Consider the following 21545-nt stretch of genomic DNA (forward strand, 5'->3'; position numbering starts at 1 on the left):
CGAGGCCGACCAGAGCTCAGTACAGGGCGTTCGCCAGCGCTCGACGGGCTGTCGCGACGCGCGGGTCCTGGCCGCCGACGATCTCGAAGTAGTCGACGAGCCGCTTGCGCAGACGCTCGCGGTCGTCGCCGCTCGTCGTGCGGACGAGGTCGATGAGGCGCCCGAACGCGTCGTCGACCTTCCCGCCGGACAGGTCGAGGTCCGCGACGTCGAGGGCCGCGTCGAGGTTCGTCGGATCCGCGGCCGCGGCGGCGCGCACCGCCTGGAGGTCGAGGTCGCGCGTGCGGCGCAACAGCTCGACCTGGGCGAGGCCGGCCTTCGCGAGGTCGTCCGACGGGTCCTGCTTGATGGCCTTGGTGTACGCCGCGACGGCAGCGTCGAGGTCGTCACGCTCGATCGCGTCGTACGCCTCCTGGTGCAGCGGCGGCAGCGGCTCCTCGACGGGCTCCGGCTCGGCCTCCGGGACACTGCCGTCGCCCGCGGGCACGGTGCCGGTCACACCGTTCTGCTCGGCCGCGGCCAGCACCTGGTCGAGGACACCCTGGATCTGCTCGGGTGACGCGTTGCCCTGGAACAGCGGCAACGGCTGCCCCTGGAGCACCGCGACGACGGTCGGCACCCCCTGCACCTGGAACGCCGCAGCCACCGACGGGTGCGCCTCGACGTCGACCCGCGCGAGGAGGAACCGACCCTGGTACTGCGTCGCGAGCGCACCGAGGGTCTGCGCGAGGGTCGCGTTCGCCTCGTCCGTGGGGAGCCACAGCAGCACGACCACGGGGTACCGGGTCGAGTCCTCGACGAGGCGCTGGAAGGTCTCGTCGGTGACGTCGACCACGTAGCCGTCCGCGACGGGCGCGCCTCCCGGCTCTCCCGGGGGCGGGACGGTGGGCCGCTGGAGGGCGGAGAGGTCCACGGCTCCGCGCACGTCGAACGAGGGTCCGGTCGGCTGGCTCATGGCCACCATTCTATGAATGCGTGGAGACCTTCACCGGCACGTGCTCGACGCCGAGGACCGTGACCTTGGCGTCCGAGGCCCCGGCCGGCGGGACGTAGAGCGCGAACACGTCGCGGTAGGTCACGTACAGCGTGTTCGTGGGCTTGCCGTCCCCGAACAGCGCCTTGGTCGCGGCCGTCGACGGGGCGATCTCGGCCTTCGACTCCGCCGACGTCTTCTCCACGGCGGACGCGTCCGCCATGACGAGGGCCCCGCCGTCGGCGGTACGCACCGCGAGCGGCGCGGACTTCGCGGCGGTGAACGTCTCGCTGTACTTGCCCTTGGCGGACTTGAAGTCCTTGTTCTTGTCGAGGCTCGCCGCCTTGGACGCCAGGCCGGTGCGGAACGCGTCCTCGGCGAAGCTCTTGGCGTACTTCGACTTGCTGCCCTTGTTGAGCACGTCCACGTAGTGCGACACGGCGGACTTGGGCGCGAGGACGAGCGACGTGTCGTCGGACGCCACCGCTGCGCTCCCCGTGCCGGGCGTCGCGAACGTCGGCATCGTGGTGCCGGGGAACAGGCGCGCCCAGCCCCAGAGGGCGTAGTCGTCGCGGGCGGACTTCTGCTCGAAAGCCATGAGGCGCGGCGGCTCGGTGCTCGACGGCTGGTCCGACACCGCGAACGCGGCGCGGGGCCACGTCGTCGACGTCGGCACGACGACGGTCTGCACCTTGGTGGGCAGCGCGGTGACGTCGTCGTCGGACTTCGTGGCCTTGGCGACCTTGAGCTCGGCGGTGCGCATGGCGAGCGCCGGCCCGGACAGGCGCTGCGAGAGCGCCTTGGCGTCACGCTTCTTGTCCGCGACGGTGAGCACGTCGCCGACCTTGCCGAGGATCTCGGTGTCCTGGTCCAGGCTCAGGGCGGGCTGCGTCACGGTCGGCTCGGGCGTGGGCTGCGGCACCGGGGTCGAGCACGCGGTCGCGACGAGGCCGACGGCGACCGCGACGGAGGTCGGGAGCGCGAAGCGGCCCAGCCGGCGCGCGGGGCGCGTCCGACGGGAGTCCGGTGCTGCTGCGTCGTGGTTCACGGGGTTGCTCATAGGGTTCACGCGGTCCTGTGGGGTGCGGTGGTCACTTGCGTGCGCGACGTCGCTGCTCGCCGCCGCCGACGATGTCGTCCCAGCCGGGGGACGCGGGGGCAGCGGGCGGGGGCGCCGCGTCGGGGCCGGTGGCGCCGTCGGCCGCCGGTGGCGTCGCGGGCTGCTGAGGCGACGCGGACGCGGGGGGCGCAGGGGGCGCGGCGGGCGTGGCACCCGGAGCGGGCAGCTCCTGCGGCTGCGTGCCGCGCTGGTCGCGCGTCGGCTCGATCCGGGCCGGGACGTTCCAGCGCCGGCGCCACGCGTCGGCGGCTCCCTTCGCGGTCTCGTCGACGGGGATGGCGACCGTGGACGGCGCAGGCTCGTCGACGGGTGACGGGGCAGCGACGTCGGGGTTCGTGGAGGCCTGCGCCCCCTTGCCGCCGCGTTGCCGGCCGCGACGACGCTGCTGGTTCTGGGCCTCGCGCAGGGCGTGCTCGCGCAGCTCGCGGCGCGTGAGAGTTCCCGTGGTGGTCACGGGCGCCTCGTCGTCCCCGTCGGCCGCCGTCGCGGGCGGGAGCGCCACGGTGGTGCGCGCCGCGGCGAGGACCGCCTTCTGGCGCCGGCTGCGGGTCCGCCGCCGCCCGAGCGACATCACGACCAGGCCGACGACGACGAGCGCGGCGCCCACCAGCACGAGCGGCCACAGCCACGGGGTCGTGACCTCGCGCTCCCAGGTGAGCGCGACGGTCGGCGCCTGCGCGTCGTCGCCGACGGCCGCCACGAGCACGGCCCAGCGGCCGTCCCGCGCGGTCCACGGCAACGTGACCTTGCCCGAGCCCGACGTCTCGGAGACCCACATGTCCGACGACGACGGGTCGGGCGCCGTCTTGGGCGTCTTTCCGCTCGTGGTCTTCGTGGCGAGCGTCGACCAGTCGGTCATGCCGGTGACCTGGGTGACCGGGTCGTCGCCGACCCAGCCGGCGACGTCGTCCGCGCGGCCGACGGCGATCACGACGTCGCCGCCGCCGGCGGCGTGCGCGGTGATCTTCACGTTGTCGTCGACGAGGCCGAGCACGCCAGGACCGGTGGTGACGAGCGTCGGGGCGTCGGAGGCCGGGTGCGTGCTGGCAGTGACGGTGGAGTCGGCGCGCCACACTGTCGCGGAGGCGACGCCGAGGGCCGCGGACACCACGCCGAGGACGACGAGGGCGAGCCCGATGATGCGGTACGGCACTCGTTTCCTTCCGATCGGGGGGCTCGAGGGTGCTCGAGGCTGAGGGCGGGGACACCTCAGGATAGGGGCGCCGCGCGGAGGCTCGTCCCGAATGCCCGATCCACGAGGGGGCGCGCACACCCTTCGGCGGTGACGTTCACCGCCCCTCCACAGGCGCAGGCTCGCCATGTATCCTTCCGAATCGGGCCGTACGAACACGAACGAGCCGGCAGATCCGGTGCAGCCGCCCGCGCGCGGAGGTGGGAGCGCAGCCGGTTCGGGGGACGTCGCGTGCGGCCATCACGCACCCGTGGAGGTCTTCGTGTCCGACGAGCAGTCCCTGTTCCCGATCGTCATGCGCGGCTACGACCGCGGCCTGGTCGACAACCGCATCGCCAACCTCGAGAAGTCGCTCGACGAGGCCCATGGCCAGGTCGAGTCGCTCGACGTCCGGGTCCAGCAGCTCACCGCCGAGGTCGCGGACGCTCAGCGTCAGGCGCGCGAGGTCGAGCGCCCGTCCTACTCGGGTCTCGGCTCCCGCATCGAGCAGCTCCTGCGGACCGCGGAGGAGCAGTCCTCGGACATCCTCGCGCAGGCCAACCAGCAGGCGTCCGACATCATGGCGCGCGCCAACCTCGCCGCGGGGCAGATCCGCAACCGCGCCGAGACCGAGGTCGGCGAGCTCGTCGCCGACGCGCGACGCGAGTCCGACGAGATCCGCTCGGCCGCGAGCAGCGAGGCCGAGACGTCGCTCGTGAACGCGCAGCGGCGCGCGGAGGAGCTCGTCGGGTCCGCCGAGCGCGAGGCGTCCCGCATCCAGAGCGCGCTCGCCACCGAGGAGCACGAGCGGCGCACCGCGCTCGAGCGCGAGCTCGCCCAGGCGAAGGCCGTCACGGAGCGCGAGACCACCGAGCTGCGCGTCCGGACCGAGAACGACGCGGCTGCGCTGCGCGCGGAGGTCGCGGCCGAGACGACGGCCCTACGAGAGGCCGCCGAGAAGGACACCGGCGAGCTGCGGGAGCGGACGCGCATCGAGGTCGAGCGCCAGCTCGCGGACGCGAAGCGCGCCGGCAAGGAGGCGGCGGCAGCCGTCACCGCCGAGACCGAGGAGCTGCGGGAGAAGGCGCGCGTCGCGCTCGCGGAGGCCGAGATGGCGATCGCGGCCCGGCGCGAGGAGGTCGAGCGCGAGGCCGCCGAGCGGCACGCGAGCGCCCAGAAGGAGACCGCAGCGCTCGTCGCGGCCGCCGAGTCGCAGGCCGCGGAGGCCGAGGAGCGCGTGGCCGCGGCCCTCGAGCACGCCGAGAAGGTGCGCGGCGAGTCCGACGAGTACGCGAAGGACCTCCTCGCGACGGCCCGGGCCAACGCGGACCGGATCCTCGCGGACGCCCGCTCCTTCGCCGACCAGACGGTCGCCGACGCGACGCTCGAAGCCGAGCAGCACCGGCTCGCGGCGACCCGGCAGCTGCAGGACCTCAGCCGCCAGCACGAGTCGATCACGACGTACCTCGACGAGCTGCGGGCGCTGCTCGCGGAGCGGGTCGAGACCCCCGAGCTGTCGATGCTGAACCCGCCGCTGCCGCCCAAGCCGCCGGCCACGTCAGGCACGCGCGCCCAGCGCGCCCGCGCCGCGGCGACCGTCGTGACGGCGGACGACCCGGACGACGCCGGCCAGCCCGCGCAGGACGAGGCCGAGGAGCAGGCCCACGCCTGACGCGCGCGGCAGCGACGACGAGCGGGCCCGGCGCGCCCGGGACGCGCACGAGCTCGCGGCGCGGCTGGACGCCCGGCGCGACGCCGAGTCGGCTCAGGCACGTCGGCTGATCGCCGCGTTCGTCGAGCGGGCCCGCGAACGCGGGCCTGCTCCGGTCCCGCTCCGTGTCCGCGGCTACGGCGGCGGCTCCTACCGGACGCCGCTGCGCGGGTGGTACCTGCGGACCGACGAGACGGCCGCGGTCGGCGAGGACGGCGAGTTCTATCTCCTGACGGCGCCCCGGAGCCTCCGGGCGCGCCTGGCGGGGACGACGCCGACGCCGAGCGACCCTCCGCTGGTCCTCGGCGCCGGTGGCAAGGACGGCGAGTCGGTCGACCTGGACGTGGCGCTCGAGCGCGCCCTCCGGGCCTCCTGAGCGCCCAGGATCAGGCGGTCGCGCGGCGGTGCAGCCGTCCCAGGGCGCCCGCGACGTGCTCGGGTGCCTCCAGCGCGGCCAGGTGCCCGGCCTCGGGCGCCAGCACGAGGGCCGCGTCGCTCGCGGCGTCGGTGTGCGCGAGCGTGTGCTCGGCGTCCTCGACGGGCGTGAGCTCGTCCTCGGTCCCGACGACGACGGTCACCGGACCCTCGTAGGCCTCGAGGACGGCGGTGCGGTCCGGCCGGGCGGCCATCGCACGCTGCGCCCAGGCGACCGTGGCGGGGCGCTGCTCGCCGATCCAGCCCGCGACGGTCGCGACGAGGTCAGGGCGGGTGCGCCGGGACGTCTCGCCGAGCATGGTCTCGCTCATCCCCCGGACGGCGTCGACGGTGCCGCTCTCCTCCGCCTCGGCCGCGATGCGGAGCCGGTTGTCGCGCGCAGCCGGTGCGTCGGCCACGGTCTTCGTGTCGACGAGCGCGAGGCCGGCGACCAGGTCCGGTCGTCGCTCGGCGAGCGCCAGCGCGACGTAGCCGCCCATCGACATGCCCGCGACCACTGCGCGTCCGACGCCCCGCGCGTCCAGGGCGGCAGCGACGGCGTCGGCGTACGCCTCGACGGACGGCTCCCCCGCCACGTCCGGTGCGTCCCCGAATCCCGGGAGGTCGACGGAGAACGCCGGGACCTCGAGCTGGTCGACGGTCTCGTCCCACATGCGGTGGTCGACGGGGAACCCGTGCACGAGCACGAGGGGCAGCTCGCCGTCGTCCGCCGCGCCGCCCCCGTGGAGCACGGCGGTGAGGGCGTTGCCGGGGTGCTGGTCGGTCATCGGTCTGCTCCGTTCGCGACGTACTCGGTCGGCAGCGGCACACGGCACGCCGGGTTGACGTGCCGGACGATCTCGTCGAGGACCCGCCGCACCTGGCTCTCCCCCACCCACAGGTGCTTGCCGCCGTCGACGGCGATCACCTCGGCCTGCGGGACGCGCGCGAACCGGCGGCGCGCCTCGTCGGGGCGCAGGTAGTCGTCGTGCTCGGGCACGATCACCACGAGCGGGCGCCCGAAGGCCGCCCAGGCGTCGAGGTCCGCGTCGGTGGCGCGATGCAGCGGCGGCGAGAGCAGTACGGCGCCCTCCACGGCCGGGTCGGCGCCGTGCTTGAGCGCGAGCTCGGTGCCGAACGACCAACCGACGAGCCAGGGGTGCGGGAGGTCGTGGAACTCGACGTACTCGAGCGCGGCCTGGACGTCGAACCGCTCGGCGTCGCCGCCGTCGAACGCGCCCTCGCTGGTGCCGCGCGGCGACGACGTGCCGCGCGTGTTGAACCGGAGGACCGCGAGGTCCGCGAGGGCGGGCAGCCGCCAGGCGGCCTTGCGGAACACGTGCGAGTCCATGAAGCCGCCGTGCGTGGGGAGCGGGTGGAGCGTCACGAGCGTCGCCGCAGGGTCCCGCTCGACCGGAACGGCGAGCTCGCCGACGAGCGTCAGGCCGTCGGCGGTGTGCAGCTCGACGTCCTCGCGGCGCGCGGGCAGGACGGTCATGGCCTTGATCGCTTCAGCCTTGATCGGTTCGGCCTTGATCGGTTCGGCCTTGATCGGTTCGGCCTTGCTGGGTTCGGCCTTGCTGGGTTCGGTGCTGGTCATCGTCTCCGAGCCTACCGACGACGGCGCTCCCGGCCGGGCCGCAGGAGACCGGCGCGGGCCTCCTACCGCCTGCGCAGCCGTGCCGCCCAGCAGGAGGAGTGCCAGTGGCGTCGTGCGTCGAGGGCGGCGTCGGAGCCGAACATCCCGTCGTTCGCCCAGGCCACCACGTGCTCGACGCCCGGTGGGATCGTCTGCCGGCAGCCGGGGCACGTGTAGCTCTTCTCGCCCGACCGGACCGTGCGCACGGTCCACTCGCCGTCGGGCCCGTTCTCGACGCGCGCACCCCCGCGGGCACGCGTCTCGTCGAGCGGACGATGGCCGGGCTGGTGCCGGCGCGAGCGACGGGAGGTGGGCACCCACCGATTCTGGCAGACGCCCTGTGCCCGGTTCGCGGCCAGGGACCTCACAGACTGGGCCGCTAAGGTGGCCCGAGCCTCGCAGCCGGAACGGCCGCGTCCACGACCCGAAGGATCATCCCCTCGTGAAGAACCGCACCGTGCTCCGCGCCCGGAGCGTGACCGGCCTCGCCGCCGTCGTCGCGCTCGCCGGGTCGCTCGCCCTGGCCGGCTGCTCGAGCGACGACGGCTCGTCGTCGAAGTCGTCCGGCACCTCCACCGCCGCGTCCACGTCCGGCGCGACCGCCGCCGCGACCTCGAGCGCCGCCGACGTGGCCGCGCTCAAGAAGGTCACCGTCAAGGGCGACGTCGGCAAGAAGCCGACCGTCACGGTCCCCAAGAACTTCACCGTCACCGGGGCAGTCGCGCGCGTGGACAAGGCGGGCACCGGTCAGGAGATCAAGGAAGGCGAGATGCTGTCGATCGACAGCATCGCCGTCCAGGGCTCGGACGGCACCGCGCTCGGCGACACCTACTCGAGCAGCCCGCAGTCCATGTACTTCAGCGAGTCGAGCATCGTCCCGCAGCTCGCCGCGGCGCTCAAGGGCCAGAAGGTCGGCACGCGGATCGTCTACGCGGCCCCGTCGCAGGACTCCGAGGGCAAGACGGTCACGTACGTCTACAGCCTCGACGTCGAGTCCGCGAAGACCATCCCGCTCCGCGCGGAGGGCACTGCCGTGACGCCGAAGGCGGGCCTGCCGACGGTCAAGCTCGACTCGAAGACCGGCGAGCCGACGGTGACGATCCCCAAGGGCTACAAGAAGCCGTCGAAGCTCGTGAGCGAGACGCTCATCAAGGGCAAGGGCGCCAAGGTCAAGGCGACGGACAGCGTGACGGTCCAGTACACCGGCCTCCTGCTCGACGGGACGAAGTTCGACTCGAGCTGGGACCGTGGCACCCCCGCGACGTTCAGCCTGAGCCAGGTCGTCGAAGGCTGGGGCAAGGGCCTCGCCGGCAAGACGGTCGGCTCCCAGGTGCTGCTCGTGATCCCGCCGTCGCTCGGCTACGGCGACCAGGCGTCGGGAAGCATTCCGAAGAACTCGACGCTCGTGTTCGTGGTCGACATCCTCGACGCAGAGTCGGCCTCCTGATCGCAGGCTGACCAACCGACGGCGCCGCTCCCCCCGTGGGGGCGGCGCCGTCGTCTTCTCTGCACGCAGCGCGACGCGGGGGCGATCGGCGGTGGTCCGGAGCACGCCGCCGGTCCCGATAGGGTCGACGGCATGACGGTGTCCTACGAGCGAGAGGTCCTCACCTGGGACCTGTTCGGCCGCGCCTCGCGCGAGCTCGCCCTCCAGGTGGTCGACAGCGGGTGGCTGCCCGACGTCGTCGTCGCGGTCGCCCGCGGCGGTCTCGTCCCCGGCGGCTCGCTCGCCTACGCGCTCGGCTCGAAGGGCGTCGGCACGCTCAACGTCGAGTTCTACACGGACATCGGTCGCACCCTCGACGACCCGCGCGTGCTCCCCCCGCTCATGGACGTCGACGACCTGGGCGGCAAGCGCGTGCTCGTCGTCGACGACGTGGCCGACTCCGGGCGCACGCTCCGGCTCGTCCTCGACATGCTGACGGGGCACGGCGCGGACGTGCGGTCCGCGGTGCTCTACACGAAGCCGCGCTCGATCGTGAAGCCCGAGTACTCGTGGCGCGACACCGACCTGTGGATCACGTTCCCGTGGTCCGCGCTCCCCCCGGTGACGGAGGACCGCACGGTCTTCTGAGCGACGTCAGGCGGGCGGAACGGCAACCGCTCGGGGCCGCGTCGCGAGCTCGAACGCCTGGGAGTGCCGCTCGGACGGGCGCGGTGCCCGCTCGAGGCGGGTGTCGACGACGAAGCCAGCGGCCGTCAGGGCGTCACACACCGCGGACGGGTCGTGGAGGTAGGACCAGAGCTCGACGTCGTGCCCGTACGCGCGCCGGCTCTCCCGTCGCTGTCCGCCGCCCGCCTGGTGGCCGACCAGCAGCGCGCCGCCCGGGCGGAGCACCCTGCCGAGCTCCGCGAGCACTCCAACGAGCTCGCTCGGAGTCGTGTGGATGATCGAGTACCAGGCGAGAATCCCGTCGAGCTCCTCGTCCTCGTATGGCAGGGACCCGAGGTCGGCGACGACGAGTGGCACGTCGGGGTGGGCGACGCGCGCCTGCGCGAGCATCCCCTCCGAGGCGTCGGCCCCCGCGATCCTCAGGGCCGGGTCGCGCGCGACCAGGTACGAGAACATCCGTCCGGTCCCGCAGCCGGCGTCCAGCACGCATGCCCCGGACCCGACCTCGTCGAGGAAGCGGTCGATCATCGCGAGGTCGATCGACGCCTCGAACGACGCGTCCGGGAGCACCCGCGCGTAGGCCTCCGCCACGGTGTCGTAGGCCGCTGCCGTGCCGGCGTGAGGCGTGTCGGGCAGCCGCGTCGGCCCGGCCGGAGGGGCGGGCTTCGCGGCGCGCCGCCCCTCCGGGGAGTGCGAGGGTGTCAGAACTCCCAGTCCTCGTCCTCGGTGGCCACGGCCTTGCCGATGACGTACGAGGAGCCTGAGCCGGAGAAGAAGTCGTGGTTCTCGTCGGCGTTGGGGCTGAGGGCGGCGAGGATCGCCGGGTTGACGTCGGTCTCGTCCTTGGGGAACAGCGCCTCGTAGCCCAGATTCATGAGCGCCTTGTTGGCGTTGTAGCGCAGGAACTTCTTGACGTCCTCGGTGAGCCCGACGCCGTCGTAGAGGTCCTCGGTGTACTGGACCTCGTTCTCGTAGAGCTCGAACAGGAGCTCGAACGTGTAGGCCTTGAGCTCGTCGCGCTCGGCCTCGGTGAGGCGCTCGAGGCCCTTCTGGTACTTGTAGCCGATGTAGTACCCGTGCACGGCCTCGTCGCGGATGATGAGGCGGATGAGGTCGGCCGTGTTGGTGAGCTTGGCGCGGCTCGACCAGTGCATCGGCAGGTAGAAGCCCGAGTAGAAGAGGAACGACTCGAGCAGCGTCGAGGCGACCTTGCGCTTGAGCGGCGAGTCGCCCCGGTAGTACTCGAGGACGATCTCGGCCTTGCGCTGGAGGTTCGGGTTCTCCTCGGACCAGCGGAACGCCTCGTCGATCTCCTGCGTCGAGATCAGCGTCGAGAAGATCGACGAGTACGACTTCGCGTGCACCGACTCCATGAACGCGATGTTCGTGTAGACGGCCTCCTCGTGCGGCGTGAGCGCGTCCGGGATGAGGCTGACGGCACCCACGGTCCCCTGGATCGTGTCGAGCAGCGTCAGGCCGGTGAACACGCGCGTCGTGAGCTCCTGCTCCTGCGGCGTGAGACTGTGCCAGCTCTGGATGTCGTTCGAGACCGGCACCTTCTCGGGCAGCCAGAAGTTCCCGGTCAACCGCTCCCAGACCTCGAGGTCCTTGTCGTCCTCGAGCCGGTTCCAGTTGATCGCGGTGACGCGATCGATGAGCTTGAGCTTCCCGGAAGGTGACATCTTCGACTTCTTCTTTCTTCTGCCCCTCGGGGAACCGAGGTGGCTGACGATCTGCGGACCTGTGCTACGTCGTCGTGCACACGAAGGTGACCGGACGGGCGAGCGTCGACGCGGGGGACGATGTGCCCGGTCGTGGCGGGTCTGGCGGGAGGCCGCGAGGAACGAGCGGCCGGATGGAAGGTCGGGCACATCGTTCCCCGCGGCACCGCGGACTCAGCGAGCCTTGATTTAGTTGCTCAGAGCATGCAGCTGACGCAACCGTCCACCTCGGTTCCCTCGAGCGCCATCTGGCGGACCCGGATGTAGTAGAGCGTCTTGATGCCCTTCTTCCAGGCGTAGATCTGCGCCCGGTTGACGTCGCGCGTAGTCGCGGTGTCCTTGAAGAACAGCGTCAGCGACAGGCCCTGGTCGACGTGCTGCGTCGCCGCCGCGTAGGTGTCGATGATCTTCTCGTAGCCGATCTCGTACGCGTCCTCGTAGTACTCGAGGTTGTCGTTCGTGAGGTAGGGCGCCGGGTAGTACACGCGCCCGAGCTTGCCCTCCTTGCGGATCTCGATCTTCGAGGGCACCGGGTGGATCGACGACGTCGAGTTGTTGATGTACGAGATCGACCCGGTCGGGGGAACGGCCTGGAGGTTCTGGTTGTACAGACCGTGCTCCATGACGGAGGCCTTGAGCGCGCGCCAGTCGTCCTGGGTGGGGATGCGGACGCCCGCCTCGGCGAAGATCTCGGCGACGCGCGGCGTCGCCGGCTCCCAGACCTGGTCGGTGTACTTGTCGAAGTACGCGCCGCTCGCGTAGGTCGACTTCTCGAAGTTGTAGTACTTCTGGCCGCGCTCGATCGCGAGCTTGTTCGACGCCGCGATCGCGTGGAACGCGACCGTGTAGAAGTAGATGTTCGTGAAGTCGACGCCCTCCTCGGACCCGTAGTGGACGCGCTCCCGGGCGAGGTAGCCGTGGAGGTTCATCTGCCCGAGGCCGATCGCGTGCCCGAGGTCGTTGGCGCGACGCACCGACGGCACCGAGTCGATCGCGGTCTGGTCGGCGACGGCGGTGAGCGCGCGGATCGCGGTCTCGACGGTCTTCGCGAGGTCCGGCGAGTCCATCGTCTTCGCGATGTTCAGCGACCCGAGGTTGCACGAGATGTCGCGGCCGGTGTGCGCGTAGGACAGGTCGTCGTTGAACGTCGACGGCGTCGAGACCTGGAGGATCTCCGAGCACAGGTTCGAGTGGGTGACCTTGCCCTCGTTGGGGTTGGCCTTGTTCACCGTGTCCTCGAACATGATGTACGGGTACCCGGACTCGAACTGCAGCTCGGCGAGCGTCTGGAAGAACTGGCGCGCGTTGATCTTCGTCTTCTTGATGCGCGGGTCGTCGACCATCTCGCCGTACTTCTCGGTGACCGAGATGTCGGCGAACGGCTTGCCGTAGATCCGCTCGACGTCGTACGGCGAGAAGAGGTACATGTCCTCGTTCTTCCGGGCGAGCTCGAACGTGATGTCGGGGATGACGACGCCGAGCGAGAGCGTCTTGATGCGGATCTTCTCGTCCGCGTTCTCCCGCTTGGTGTCGAGGAACCGCATGATGTCGGGGTGGTGCGCGTGCAGGTACACGGCACCCGCGCCCTGGCGCGCGCCGAGCTGGTTCGCGTAGGAGAAGGAGTCCTCGAGGAGCTTCATCACGGGGATGACGCCCGACGACTGGTTCTCGATCTTCTTGATCGGCGCGCCGTGCTCGCGGACGTTGCTGAGCAGGAGCGCCACCCCGCCCCCGCGCTTGGAGAGCTGCAGCGCGGAGTTGATGCCGCGCGCGATGGACTCCATGTTGTCCTCGATGCGGAGCAGGAAGCAGGACACCGGCTCGCCGCGCTGCTTCTTGCCCGCGTTGAGGAACGTCGGGGTCGCGGGCTGGAACCGGCCCGAGATGACCTCCTCGACGATCTCGGTGGCGAGCTGCTCGTCGCCGGCGGCGAGGCTCAGCGCGACCATGCACACGCGGTCCTCGAAGCGCTCGAGGTAGCGCTTCCCGTCGAAGGTCTTGAGCGTGTAGCTCGTGTAGTACTTGAACGCACCGAGGAACGTGTCGAAGCGGAACTTCTTCGAGTAGGCGAGCTCGAAGAGCTGCTTCACGAACTCGCGCGAGTACTTCTCGAGGACCTCGGACTCGTAGTAGTCGTTGTCGACGAGGTAGTCGAGCTTCTCGTCGAGGTCGTGGAAGAAGACCGTGTTCTGGTTGACGTGCTGCAGGAAGTACTGCCGCGCGGCCTGACGGTCACGGTCGAACTGGATCTTCCCGTCCGTGCCGTAGAGGTTCAGCATCGCGTTGAGCGCGTGGTAGTCGAGCTCCACGAGACCGGGGGCCGAGACCTCGCCCGGGGCGGTGGCGAGGCTGGTGCTCACGCCGGGATCTGCTGCTGTCGTTGCCAAAATCGCCCCAATCCGTCGCGGACGCGTGTGACGTCCTCGGCTGTCCCAAGCAGTTCGAAGGCATACAGGTACGGGACCTGGCACTTCGCGGAGATGATGTCGCCGGCGATGCAGTACGCCTCGCCGAAGTTGGTGTTCCCGGCCGCGACGACGCCGCGGATGAGGGAACGGTTGTGCGGGTCGTTGAGGAACTTCACGACCTGCCGCGGCACCGCGCCGCCCTCGTTCCCCCCGCCGTACGTCGGGACGAGGAGCACGTAGGGCTCGTCCACCTGCAGGAAGCCCTCGGTCGGCCGCGTAGGAATCCGTCGGACGTCCATCCCCAGGTCGGCGAGCCGCAGCTTCTGGACGAAGCGGTGCGTGTTCTCCGAGACGCTGGAGAAGTAGACGAGGTCACCCACGGTGTCCTCCCTGCGACGGCGGTGGATCGGGTGGTGCGGTGCCGCTCGGGCGAGCGGTGCGCGTCAGGCGAGCGCGGCGACCTTCGCGGCGAGCGCGGTGATCTGGTCCGGGCGGAAGCCCGACCAGTGCGTGTCGTCCGCGACCACGACGGGCGCCTGGAGGTAGCCGAGCTCACGGACGAGGGCCAGCGCCTCGGGGTCCTCGGTGACGTCCACGACGTCGTACTCGAGGCCCTTCTTGTCGAGCGCGCGCTTGGTCGCCTCGCACTGGACGCACGCCGGCTTGCTGTAGACCGTGATGCTCATCGCTGTCCCCTTCGTGTCTTCGTGGTGCCCGACTGTGGTGGCGAGGTCGGCCGACCGTTCGCGGTGGGTCGCTTCCCGGCCCCTCGTGGGGTGGCCGGGAGGCCCTCTGACCTCGAACGACGTCGGTGGAACTACGTCGGTGTCATTCGTTCGGGAGTGTGATGCTCCCTCGGTGCAGAACACTATACCTAGGGGTCGACGGCCGCGCGGGCACTAGATGCTGTGGTCGAACTTCACCCATCGACATCGCTCACCACCTTCCGACACGGGCTCTGAAGACCCCGTCAGGCTCTTCTCCCAGGATCCCAGGAGCCACTGACACACCACGTTGTCCACCGCCCGATCGGCGTCTCTCCGCGCCGCGGACGGCACCGTCCACAGGGTGTGCAGGAAGTTGTTCCACACGCTGTGGAGCGCCGAGCTCCGGTCGATCTGCCCGGTTCGGAGGAACGCGACAAGGCTGCCGAAGATCCGGACATAGCGGACCTTCGACAGCCTTGGAGGCGTCTCAAATTCTTCTCGCCGACCGGCGTGTCGCGCGCGTCGGCGTGTCGCCGACGTGTGTCCTGCGCAGCGCGGCAGGCACGCGTCAGGCGACGGTCTCCCCCGCCCGCACCACGGAGCGCACGGCCAGATCGGGGCCGGTCACGACGAGGTCGGCACGTCGGCCCGCCTCGAGGGCGCCCACATCGGACCGCCCGAGGACGCCCGCGGGAGTCAGCGAGGCCGCGCGGACGGCGTCCGGCAGGGGGATGCCCGCCGCCACGGTGTGCCGCACGACGTCGATCAGGTGCGCCGTGCCGCCCGCGATCGAGCCGCCCTCGGCGGAGCCGTCCGCGAGGCGTGCCACGCCCCCCGCGACGACGACGGCCATGGGGCCGAGCTGGTACGAGCCGTCGGGCATCCCCGCCGCCGCCATGGCATCGGTCACGAGGGCGATCGCGTCCGCCCCGACGAGCTCGAACACCGTCGCGACGGTCCCGGGATCGAGATGGGTGCCGTCGCCGACGAGCTCGACGACGACCTTGCCTCGCTTCGCCGCCTCCAGGCAGGCGGCGATCGGACCCGGATCGCGGTGATGGAGCGGACGCATCCCGTTGAAGAGGTGCGTGGCCGTCAGGCGGCTTGAGCGCGCGGTCGCGCCCGCGCCGTCGAGCGCGGCCGACCCGACGGCGATCGCACCCTCCGTGACGCTCCAGTGCGCGTCGGTGTGGCCCAGCGAAGGGATCGCGCCGACCTCGACGAGAGTCTCGATCACTCCACCCGGCTCCTGGACGCCCGCGATCTCGGGAGCGACCGTCATCGTGACGAGATGGCCGCGCGATGCGTCCGCGATCGCGCGCACCAGCTTCGGGTCGCCCGCGAGCATGTCCGCGGGGTTCTGGGCGCCGCAGCGGTCGCGCGACAGGAACGGGCCCTCGAGGTGGATGCCGGCGATCTCCCCCGCGTCCGCGAGGTCGGCGAGCATCGCGGTGCGCGCCAGGAGGACGTCGCGCGGGGCCGTGACGAGAGAGGCGACGAGGCTCGTCGTCCCGTGCGCGAGGTGCTCTCGGACGGCCACGCGGGCGGTGTCGGCGTCGCCCGCGTCGGGGAAGCTCGCGCCGCCACCGCCGTGGTCGTGCAGGTCGACCAGTCCCGGCAGGATCGTCGTGCCCGGCTGGGGCTCGCCGGCGGCCGCGACGGCCTCGCCGTGGCCCGCCGCGGCGGCTTCGGCGACGCGCCCCACCCAGACGATGGTCGTGCCGTCGACGACGACTGCGCCGTCGTCGAGGACGTCGTGCGGCAGGACGACCCGACCGCGGTACGCGCGCCTCCCCGCGACCGATGTGGAGGAGGAGGTGGTGGGAACGGAAACGGACGAGGCGGCATCGGACGTCATGGTCCGATTCTCGCGCATTCGGCAGGGGTCCTCACAACGGAGCCCGCAAGCCCACCCCCGGTGCCGACCACAGCGCGTCACCGTCGGCGGACGTCACCGTCGGCGGACGGGGTCAGAAGAGGCGCGACTCCACGTCGTCGACGCCGCGCATCGCGTCGTAGTCCAGCACGAGGCACCGGATGCCGCGGTCCGTCGCGAGGACGCGCGCCTGCGGCTTGATCTCCTGCGCGGCGAACACGCCCCGCACCGGCGCCAGCAGCGGGTCGCGGTTGAGCAGCTCGAGGTACCGCGTGAGCTGCTCGACGCCGTCGATGTCGCCCCGCCGCTTGAGCTCGACGGCCACCGAACCCCCCTGCGCATCGCGCGCGAGGATGTCGACGGGCCCGATCGCCGTGGGGTACTCGCGGCGCACCAGGGTGTACCCCGAACCCAGCAGCTCGATCTGCGCGGCCAGCAGCTCCTGCAGGTGCGCCTCGACGCCGTCCTTGATCAGCCCGGGGTCCACGCCCAGCTCGTGCGCGGAGTCGTGGTGGACCGCGTGGAGCTCGATCTCCAGGCGGTCGTCCGACTTGTGGTGCTGGACCGTCCACACCTGAGTGACGCCCTGATCGGCCTGCTCCTCGGACGGCTCGTGCACCAGCAGGGTGCACGGCGGGCTCATCCAGTTGAGCGGCTTGTACGAGCCGCCGTCCGAGTGGAGCAGCACGCTGCCGTCCGCCTTGACCACGAGCAGGCGGGTCGCGAACGGGAGCTGGGCGGCCAGCCGGCCGCTGTAGCGTGCCGAGCAGTCGGCGACGACGAGACGCACGGAGAGATCCTTCCCGAAGGACGGTGGGGGTTCGACGGCCCTGGCGCACGGAGGACCCGCAGCCGTCGAGCCTAGACGACCATGCCGTGCACGGACGGCGGCGCCGCCTCGAGCCACGCCGCGAGACCCGCGTACGCGCCCGGGGCCATGGTCAGCTCGAACGCGACGCCCTCGTGCTCGCACCGGACGACGACCACGTCGCCCCGAGGACCGCCCGTGACGAGCGCGCGCGAGACCACCCGCAGCCGGTCGCGACGCCACGACCGCTTCGGTCGTGGGAACAGCGACCAGCACCGCCACCAGTCGACGCGCTGCGCACGGAACTGGGCGAACCCGAGCGACACGTGACTGCCGCGACGCGTCGTCGTGCGGAAGCCGCACTCGAACGTGCCCGTGCGGGCCGCGAGGGTGCGCAGACGAGACGCCCCCAGTCCGATCACTGCGAACGCTGCGACGAGCAGCACGAGCAGGATCCAGACCAGGGGCGTCACGTCAGGCGGTCCTCAGTGCGCCTCGGCTACCGAACCGGTGCGCAGGGTCGCGCCGTCGACGACCGCCGTGAGGCGGTTGGAGTCGACCGAGATGAAGCCACCCTCGATGTCGGCCTCGACCGAGCCGCCCTCGGCGAGGCGGACCCGGATCGTGCCCGGCTTGAGCACCGACAGGAGCGGCGTGTGCCCTGCGAGCACGCCGATCTCGCCGTCGGCCGCGGGCGCCACCACGAGCCGGGCCTTGCCGGCCCAGATCGTGCGGTCCGTGGTCACGAGGTCCACGTCAAGCTCTGCCACTGCTGCTCCTTGGTCGATGCGGTCCGGACGGCGTCAGACGCCGTACTCCTTCTGGATGCGGGCCCAGTTGCGCTCGAGGTCCTCGAGGCCACCGATGTTGAAGAAGGCCTGCTCCGCGATGTGGTCGAACTCGCCGGCCGCGATCTTCTGGAAGGCCTCGACGGTCTCCGAGAGCGGGACGGTCGAGCCGGGCACGTTGGTGAACTGCTCCGCCATGTACGTGTTCTGCGAGAGGAACTGCTGGATGCGACGCGCACGCGCGACGATCGTCTTGTCCTCCTCCGAGAGCTCGTCCACACCGAGGATCGCGATGATGTCCTGGAGCTCCTTGTTGCGCTGCAGGATCGACTTGACCTGCGTCGCGACCTCGTAGTGGTCCTTGCCCACGTAGCGCGGGTCGAGGATGCGGCTGGTCGAGGCCAGCGGGTCCACCGCGGGGTACAGACCGCGCGAGGCGATCTCACGGCTGAGCTCCGTGGTCGCGTCGAGGTGCGCGAACGTCGTCGCCGGGGCCGGGTCGGTGTAGTCGTCGGCCGGCACGTAGATCGCCTGCAGCGACGTGATCGAGTGACCGCGCGTGGAGGTGATGCGCTCCTGGAGGACGCCCATCTCGTCGGCGAGGTTCGGCTGGTAGCCCACCGCGGACGGCATGCGGCCGAGCAGCGTCGAGACCTCGGAACCCGCCTGCGTGAAGCGGAAGATGTTGTCGATGAACAGCAGCACGTCCTGCTTCTGCACGTCGCGGAAGTACTCCGCCATCGTCAGCGCGGACAGGGCGACCCGCAGACGCGTGCCCGGCGGCTCGTCCATCTGGCCGAACACGAGGGCCGTCTGCTTGATGACGCCCGAGTCGGTCATCTCGTCGATGAGGTCGTTGCCCTCACGGGTGCGCTCACCGACGCCCGCGAACACCGACACACCGTTGTGGTTGTTGGCGACGCGGTAGATCATCTCCTGGATGAGGACGGTCTTGCCGACGCCCGCACCACCGAAGAGGCCGATCTTCCCGCCCTGCACGTACGGGGTCAGGAGGTCGATGACCTTGATGCCCGTCTCGAACATGGTGGTCTTGGACTCGAGCTGGTCGAAGGCCGGGGGCTTGCGGTGGATCGGCCAGCGCTCGGTGACCTCGATCTTCTCGCCGGGCTCCGCGTTCAGCACCTCGCCGGTCACGTCGAAGACGTGCCCCTTGGTGACGTCGCCGACGGGCACCGAGATCGGCGCCCCGGTGTCGGTCACGACGGCGCCGCGCACCAGGCCGTCGGTCGGCTTGAGGGCGATCGCGCGCACGAGGGAGTCGCCCAGGTGCTGGGCGACCTCGAGCTTCAGCGTGAACGCCTTCTCGCCCTCCCCCTGCGAGGACAGGTCGATCTCGACCGTGAGCGCGTTGTAGATGTCGGGGATCGCGTCGACGGGGAACTCGATGTCGACGACGGGGCCGATCACGCGCGCGACGCGACCCGTGGCGGGTCCGCTGGCGTGCTGGGCCGTGGCTTCCACGGTGGTGGCGGTCATGATGTCCTCTTCCTCACGACGCAGCGAGTGCGTCGGCGCCCGACACGATCTCGCTGATCTCCTGGGTGATGTCTGCCTGGCGGGCCTGGTTCGCGAGCCGCGTGTACATGCGGATCAGGTCCTCGGCGTTCTCGGTCGCGGTGTGCATCGCCCGCTGGCGCGCGGCGAGCTCCGACGCCGCCGACTGCAGCAGGCAGTTGAAGATCCGTGTGCGCACGTAGCGCGGCAGGATCGCGTCGAGCACCGCCTCGGCCGACGGCGCGAAGTCGTACACCGGGAGGATCTCGCCCTCCTGGGCCGGCACGACCTCCTCGACGACCTCGAGCGGCAGCAGCCGGATCACGCGCGGCGTCTGCGTGACCATGTTGACGAACTGCGTGTACACGACGTGCAGCTCGCCGACCCCGCCCTCGTCGGCCGGCGCGCGGAACGCGCGCAGGAGCTCGGTGGCGATCTCCTCGGCCGTCTCGGGCGTCGGGGCGTCGGACCCGCCGACCCACTCGCCCGCGAGCTCACGCCCGCGGAACGCGTAGTACGAGACCGCGCGGCGACCGGCGACGTAGAGCCGCACCGTCTTGCCCTGCGACTGCAGGTGCTCGACCAGCCGCTCCGTCTCGCGGATCGCCGACGCCGCGTAGGCGCCGGCCATGCCACGGTCGGACGTGACGATCAGCACGGCCACCGCGTCGGTGTCCGTGCGCGCCGTCGTCAGCGGGTGCGAGACCCGTGCGTGGGTCGCGACCGCGGACACCGCGCGCGTGATCGCCCGGGCGTACGGGGTCGAGTCCGCTACCCGGTCACGCGCCTTGCCGATGCGCGAGGCCGCGATCAGCTCCATCGCCCGGAAGATCTTCTTGAGCGACTGCGTCGACTTGATACGCGCCTTGTAGACGCGCTGGGAGCCTGCCACGGGTCACGCCCTCTTCTGGCGGACGATCTGCTCCTGCTCGACCTCGGGCACCTCGTCCTCGGCGGCGTCGCCGACGAGCGGCGTGCCGTCACCCTTGAGGAACGTCTCGCGGAACGCGTCGACGCCCGCCGCGAGAGACTCCTCGGTGTCCGACTCGAGCTTGCCCGTCCCACCGATGATGCTCAGCACCTCGGTGTGGCGGCGCAGGTAGTCCAGCAGCTCGGACTCGAAGCGACGCACGTCCTCGAGCGGGACGTCGTCGAGCTTGCCCTTGGTGCCGGCCCAGATCGACGCGACCTGGTCCTCGACCGGGTACGGCGAGTACTGGCCCTGCTTGAGCAGCTCGGTGAGGCGGGCGCCCCGGGTGAGCTGCGCGCGCGACGCCGCGTCGAGGTCGGACGCGAACATCGCGAACGCCTCGAGCGAGCGGTACTGCGCCAGGTCCAGCTTCAGCGTGCCGGAGACCTTCTTCATGGCCTTGACCTGCGCCGAGCCACCGACACGGGACACCGAGATGCCGACGTCGACCGCGGGACGCTGGTCCGCGTTGAAGAGGTCCGACTGGAGGAAGATCTGGCCGTCGGTGATCGAGATGACGTTCGTCGGGATGTACGCCGACACGTCGTTCGCCTTGGTCTCGATGACCGGCAGGCCCGTCATCGAGCCGGCGCCCAGCGCGTCCGAGAGCTTCGCGCAACGCTCGAGCAGGCGGGAGTGCAGGTAGAAGACGTCGCCCGGGTAGGCCTCACGGCCCGGCGGGCGGCGCAGCAGGAGCGACACCGCACGGTAGGCCTCGGCCTGCTTCGACAGGTCGTCGAACACGATGAGGACGTGCTTGCCGCCGTACATCCAGTGCTGGCCGATGGCCGAGCCGGTGTAGGGCGCCAGGTACTTGAAGCCCGCCGGGTCGGACGCGGGAGCCGCGACGATCGTCGTGTACTCGAGCGCGCCGGCCTCCTCGAGGGCGCCACGCACCGACGCGATGGTCGAGCCCTTCTGGCCGATCGCGACGTAGATGCAGCGGACCTGCTTCTCGGGGTCGCCCGAGTCCCAGTTCGCCTTCTGGTTGATGATCGTGTCGATCGCGATGGCCGTCTTGCCGGTCTGGCGGTCGCCAATGATCAGCTGGCGCTGGCCGCGCCCGATCGGGATCATCGCGTCGATCGCCTTGAGGCCCGTCTGGAGCGGCTCGTGGACGCTCTTGCGGTCCATGACGCCGGGGGCCTGCAGCTCGAGCGCACGGCGCCCCTCGGTGGCGATCTCGCCGAGGCCGTCGATCGGCTGGCCGAGCGGGTCGACCACGCGACCGAGGTAGCCGTCGCCGACGGCGACCGAGAGCACCTCGCCGGTCCGGCGGACCTCCTGGCCCTCCTCGATACCGGTGAACTCACCGAGGACGACCACACCGATCTCACGCACGTCGAGGTTCAGCGCGAGACCAAGGGTCCCGTCCTCGAAGCGCAGGAGCTCGTTCGCCATGGCGCCGGGCAGGCCTTCGACCTGCGCGATGCCGTCCGCGGCGAGGGTCACACGGCCGACCTCTTCAGCGACCGCGTTGTCGGGCTCGTAGGACTTCACGAAGCTGTCCAGCGCGGCCCGGATCTCGTCGGGCCGGATCGTCAGCTCAGCCATGGGTTCTTCTCCTGTCGTGACCGCACGGGCTGCGCGGCCTGAGTTCTGTCGGGGTGC

General features: G+C 71.2%; 21 protein-coding genes. 3 read left to right on the forward strand and 18 right to left on the reverse strand.

Annotated features, from left to right (window positions below):
• Positions 1-16: 16 nt before the first annotated feature.
• The 3 genes from KDY119_RS12325 to KDY119_RS12335 are packed head-to-tail and all read right to left on the reverse strand — an operon-like array spanning position 17 to position 3246.
• Positions 17-955: a tetratricopeptide repeat protein gene (locus KDY119_RS12325; protein WP_036948004.1), complete on the reverse strand. Its 939-nt coding sequence runs from the start codon at positions 953-955 to the stop codon at positions 17-19.
• A gap of 10 nt (positions 956-965) precedes the next feature.
• Positions 966-2021, reverse strand: coding sequence for a hypothetical protein (locus KDY119_RS12330; RefSeq protein ID WP_153022374.1), 1056 nt, complete (start codon positions 2019-2021; stop codon positions 966-968).
• A 43-nt stretch (positions 2022-2064) separates the two neighbouring features.
• Complete coding sequence (locus KDY119_RS12335; RefSeq protein WP_153022375.1) at positions 2065-3246, reverse strand: hypothetical protein; 1182 nt, start codon at positions 3244-3246, stop codon at positions 2065-2067.
• Positions 3247-3547: 301 nt separating this feature from the next.
• On the opposite strand from KDY119_RS12335, the gene KDY119_RS12340 reads away from it, so the two are divergent.
• Complete coding sequence (locus KDY119_RS12340) at positions 3548-4936, forward strand: coiled-coil domain-containing protein (protein WP_153022376.1); 1389 nt, start codon at positions 3548-3550, stop codon at positions 4934-4936.
• 425 nt (positions 4937-5361) lie between these two features.
• Here the strand turns inward: KDY119_RS12340 and KDY119_RS12345 are convergent, their stop codons facing one another.
• The 3 genes from KDY119_RS12345 to KDY119_RS12355 form a co-directional block, all read right to left on the reverse strand.
• A complete protein-coding gene (locus KDY119_RS12345; protein ID WP_153022377.1) occupies positions 5362-6177 on the reverse strand; it encodes an alpha/beta fold hydrolase in 816 nt (271 codons plus the stop codon).
• Complete coding sequence (locus tag KDY119_RS12350; RefSeq protein WP_051136393.1) at positions 6174-6887, reverse strand: alpha/beta hydrolase; 714 nt, start codon at positions 6885-6887, stop codon at positions 6174-6176. Before KDY119_RS12350 ends, KDY119_RS12345 begins: the two co-directional genes overlap by 4 nt.
• A gap of 164 nt (positions 6888-7051) precedes the next feature.
• Positions 7052-7345 (reverse strand): hypothetical protein, encoded by a 294-nt coding sequence (locus tag KDY119_RS12355; protein ID WP_036946499.1) that lies wholly within the window; start codon positions 7343-7345, stop codon positions 7052-7054.
• Between the two features lie 125 nt (positions 7346-7470).
• On the opposite strand from KDY119_RS12355, the gene KDY119_RS12360 reads away from it, so the two are divergent.
• Together KDY119_RS12360 and KDY119_RS12365 are read left to right on the forward strand one after the other, a co-directional pair.
• Entirely contained in the window at positions 7471-8475 is a 1005-nt protein-coding gene (locus KDY119_RS12360) for an FKBP-type peptidyl-prolyl cis-trans isomerase (RefSeq protein ID WP_051136162.1), read from the forward strand.
• A 132-nt stretch (positions 8476-8607) separates the two neighbouring features.
• Positions 8608-9102 (forward strand): phosphoribosyltransferase, encoded by a 495-nt coding sequence (locus KDY119_RS12365; RefSeq protein ID WP_153022378.1) that lies wholly within the window; start codon positions 8608-8610, stop codon positions 9100-9102.
• 6 nt (positions 9103-9108) lie between these two features.
• Here KDY119_RS12365 and KDY119_RS12370 read toward each other — a convergent pair whose 3' ends face one another.
• The 12 genes from KDY119_RS12370 to atpA all read right to left on the reverse strand — a co-directional run bounded on the left by KDY119_RS12370 (position 9109) and on the right by atpA (position 21488).
• Positions 9109-9732 (reverse strand): class I SAM-dependent methyltransferase, encoded by a 624-nt coding sequence (locus KDY119_RS12370; protein WP_051136163.1) that lies wholly within the window; start codon positions 9730-9732, stop codon positions 9109-9111.
• 110 nt (positions 9733-9842) lie between these two features.
• Entirely contained in the window at positions 9843-10823 is a 981-nt protein-coding gene (gene nrdF / locus KDY119_RS12375) for a class 1b ribonucleoside-diphosphate reductase subunit beta (RefSeq protein WP_036946513.1), read from the reverse strand.
• 236 nt (positions 10824-11059) lie between these two features.
• Positions 11060-13222: a class 1b ribonucleoside-diphosphate reductase subunit alpha gene (nrdE, locus tag KDY119_RS12380; RefSeq protein ID WP_085997968.1), complete on the reverse strand. Its 2163-nt coding sequence runs from the start codon at positions 13220-13222 to the stop codon at positions 11060-11062.
• On the reverse strand, positions 13219-13650 hold the full coding sequence (gene nrdI / locus KDY119_RS12385; RefSeq protein ID WP_036946516.1) for a class Ib ribonucleoside-diphosphate reductase assembly flavoprotein NrdI: 432 nt from the start codon (positions 13648-13650) through the stop codon (positions 13219-13221). Before nrdI ends, nrdE begins: the two co-directional genes overlap by 4 nt.
• A gap of 63 nt (positions 13651-13713) precedes the next feature.
• Positions 13714-13956, reverse strand: a complete 243-nt coding sequence (gene nrdH, locus KDY119_RS12390) for a glutaredoxin-like protein NrdH (RefSeq protein WP_036946519.1) — start codon at positions 13954-13956, stop codon at positions 13714-13716.
• A gap of 589 nt (positions 13957-14545) precedes the next feature.
• Positions 14546-15835, reverse strand: a complete 1290-nt coding sequence (locus KDY119_RS12395; RefSeq protein WP_153022379.1) for an N-acetylglucosamine-6-phosphate deacetylase — start codon at positions 15833-15835, stop codon at positions 14546-14548.
• Positions 15836-15947: 112 nt separating this feature from the next.
• A complete protein-coding gene (gene nucS, locus KDY119_RS12400) occupies positions 15948-16643 on the reverse strand; it encodes an endonuclease NucS (RefSeq protein WP_036946522.1) in 696 nt (231 codons plus the stop codon).
• Between the two features lie 71 nt (positions 16644-16714).
• Positions 16715-17134, reverse strand: coding sequence for a DUF2550 domain-containing protein (locus tag KDY119_RS12405; RefSeq protein WP_036946524.1), 420 nt, complete (start codon positions 17132-17134; stop codon positions 16715-16717).
• 12 nt (positions 17135-17146) lie between these two features.
• Entirely contained in the window at positions 17147-17431 is a 285-nt protein-coding gene (locus KDY119_RS12410; RefSeq protein ID WP_036946527.1) for a F0F1 ATP synthase subunit epsilon, read from the reverse strand.
• Positions 17432-17464: 33 nt separating this feature from the next.
• Positions 17465-18946: a F0F1 ATP synthase subunit beta gene (gene atpD / locus KDY119_RS12415; protein ID WP_036946530.1), complete on the reverse strand. Its 1482-nt coding sequence runs from the start codon at positions 18944-18946 to the stop codon at positions 17465-17467.
• A gap of 13 nt (positions 18947-18959) precedes the next feature.
• Positions 18960-19856: a F0F1 ATP synthase subunit gamma gene (locus tag KDY119_RS12420; protein WP_036946533.1), complete on the reverse strand. Its 897-nt coding sequence runs from the start codon at positions 19854-19856 to the stop codon at positions 18960-18962.
• A gap of 3 nt (positions 19857-19859) precedes the next feature.
• Positions 19860-21488 (reverse strand): F0F1 ATP synthase subunit alpha, encoded by a 1629-nt coding sequence (gene atpA, locus KDY119_RS12425; RefSeq protein ID WP_036946536.1) that lies wholly within the window; start codon positions 21486-21488, stop codon positions 19860-19862.
• Positions 21489-21545 lie beyond the last annotated feature (57 nt).

It is taken from the genome of Luteimicrobium xylanilyticum (assembly GCF_009429125.1).
Lineage (GTDB): Bacteria > Actinomycetota > Actinomycetes > Actinomycetales > Cellulomonadaceae > Luteimicrobium > Luteimicrobium xylanilyticum.

Bases quoted from the DNA above. Each gene is read 5' to 3' on its own strand.
- atpD (WP_036946530.1), bottom strand. From the start codon at position 18,946: ATGACCGCCACCACCGTGGAAGCCACGGCCCAGCACGCCAGCGGACCC.
- KDY119_RS12325 (WP_036948004.1), bottom strand. From the start codon at position 955: ATGAGCCAGCCGACCGGACCCTCGTTCGACGTGCGCGGAGCCGTGGAC.
- KDY119_RS12395 (WP_153022379.1), bottom strand. From the start codon at position 15,835: ATGACGTCCGATGCCGCCTCGTCCGTTTCCGTTCCCACCACCTCCTCC.
- KDY119_RS12345 (WP_153022377.1), bottom strand. From the start codon at position 6,177: ATGACCGACCAGCACCCCGGCAACGCCCTCACCGCCGTGCTCCACGGG.
- KDY119_RS12350 (WP_051136393.1), bottom strand. From the start codon at position 6,887: ATGACCGTCCTGCCCGCGCGCCGCGAGGACGTCGAGCTGCACACCGCC.
- KDY119_RS12365 (WP_153022378.1), top strand. From the start codon at position 8,608: ATGACGGTGTCCTACGAGCGAGAGGTCCTCACCTGGGACCTGTTCGGC.
- atpA (WP_036946536.1), bottom strand. From the start codon at position 21,488: ATGGCTGAGCTGACGATCCGGCCCGACGAGATCCGGGCCGCGCTGGAC.
- nrdH (WP_036946519.1), bottom strand. From the start codon at position 13,956: ATGAGCATCACGGTCTACAGCAAGCCGGCGTGCGTCCAGTGCGAGGCG.
- nrdF (WP_036946513.1), bottom strand. From the start codon at position 10,823: ATGTCACCTTCCGGGAAGCTCAAGCTCATCGATCGCGTCACCGCGATC.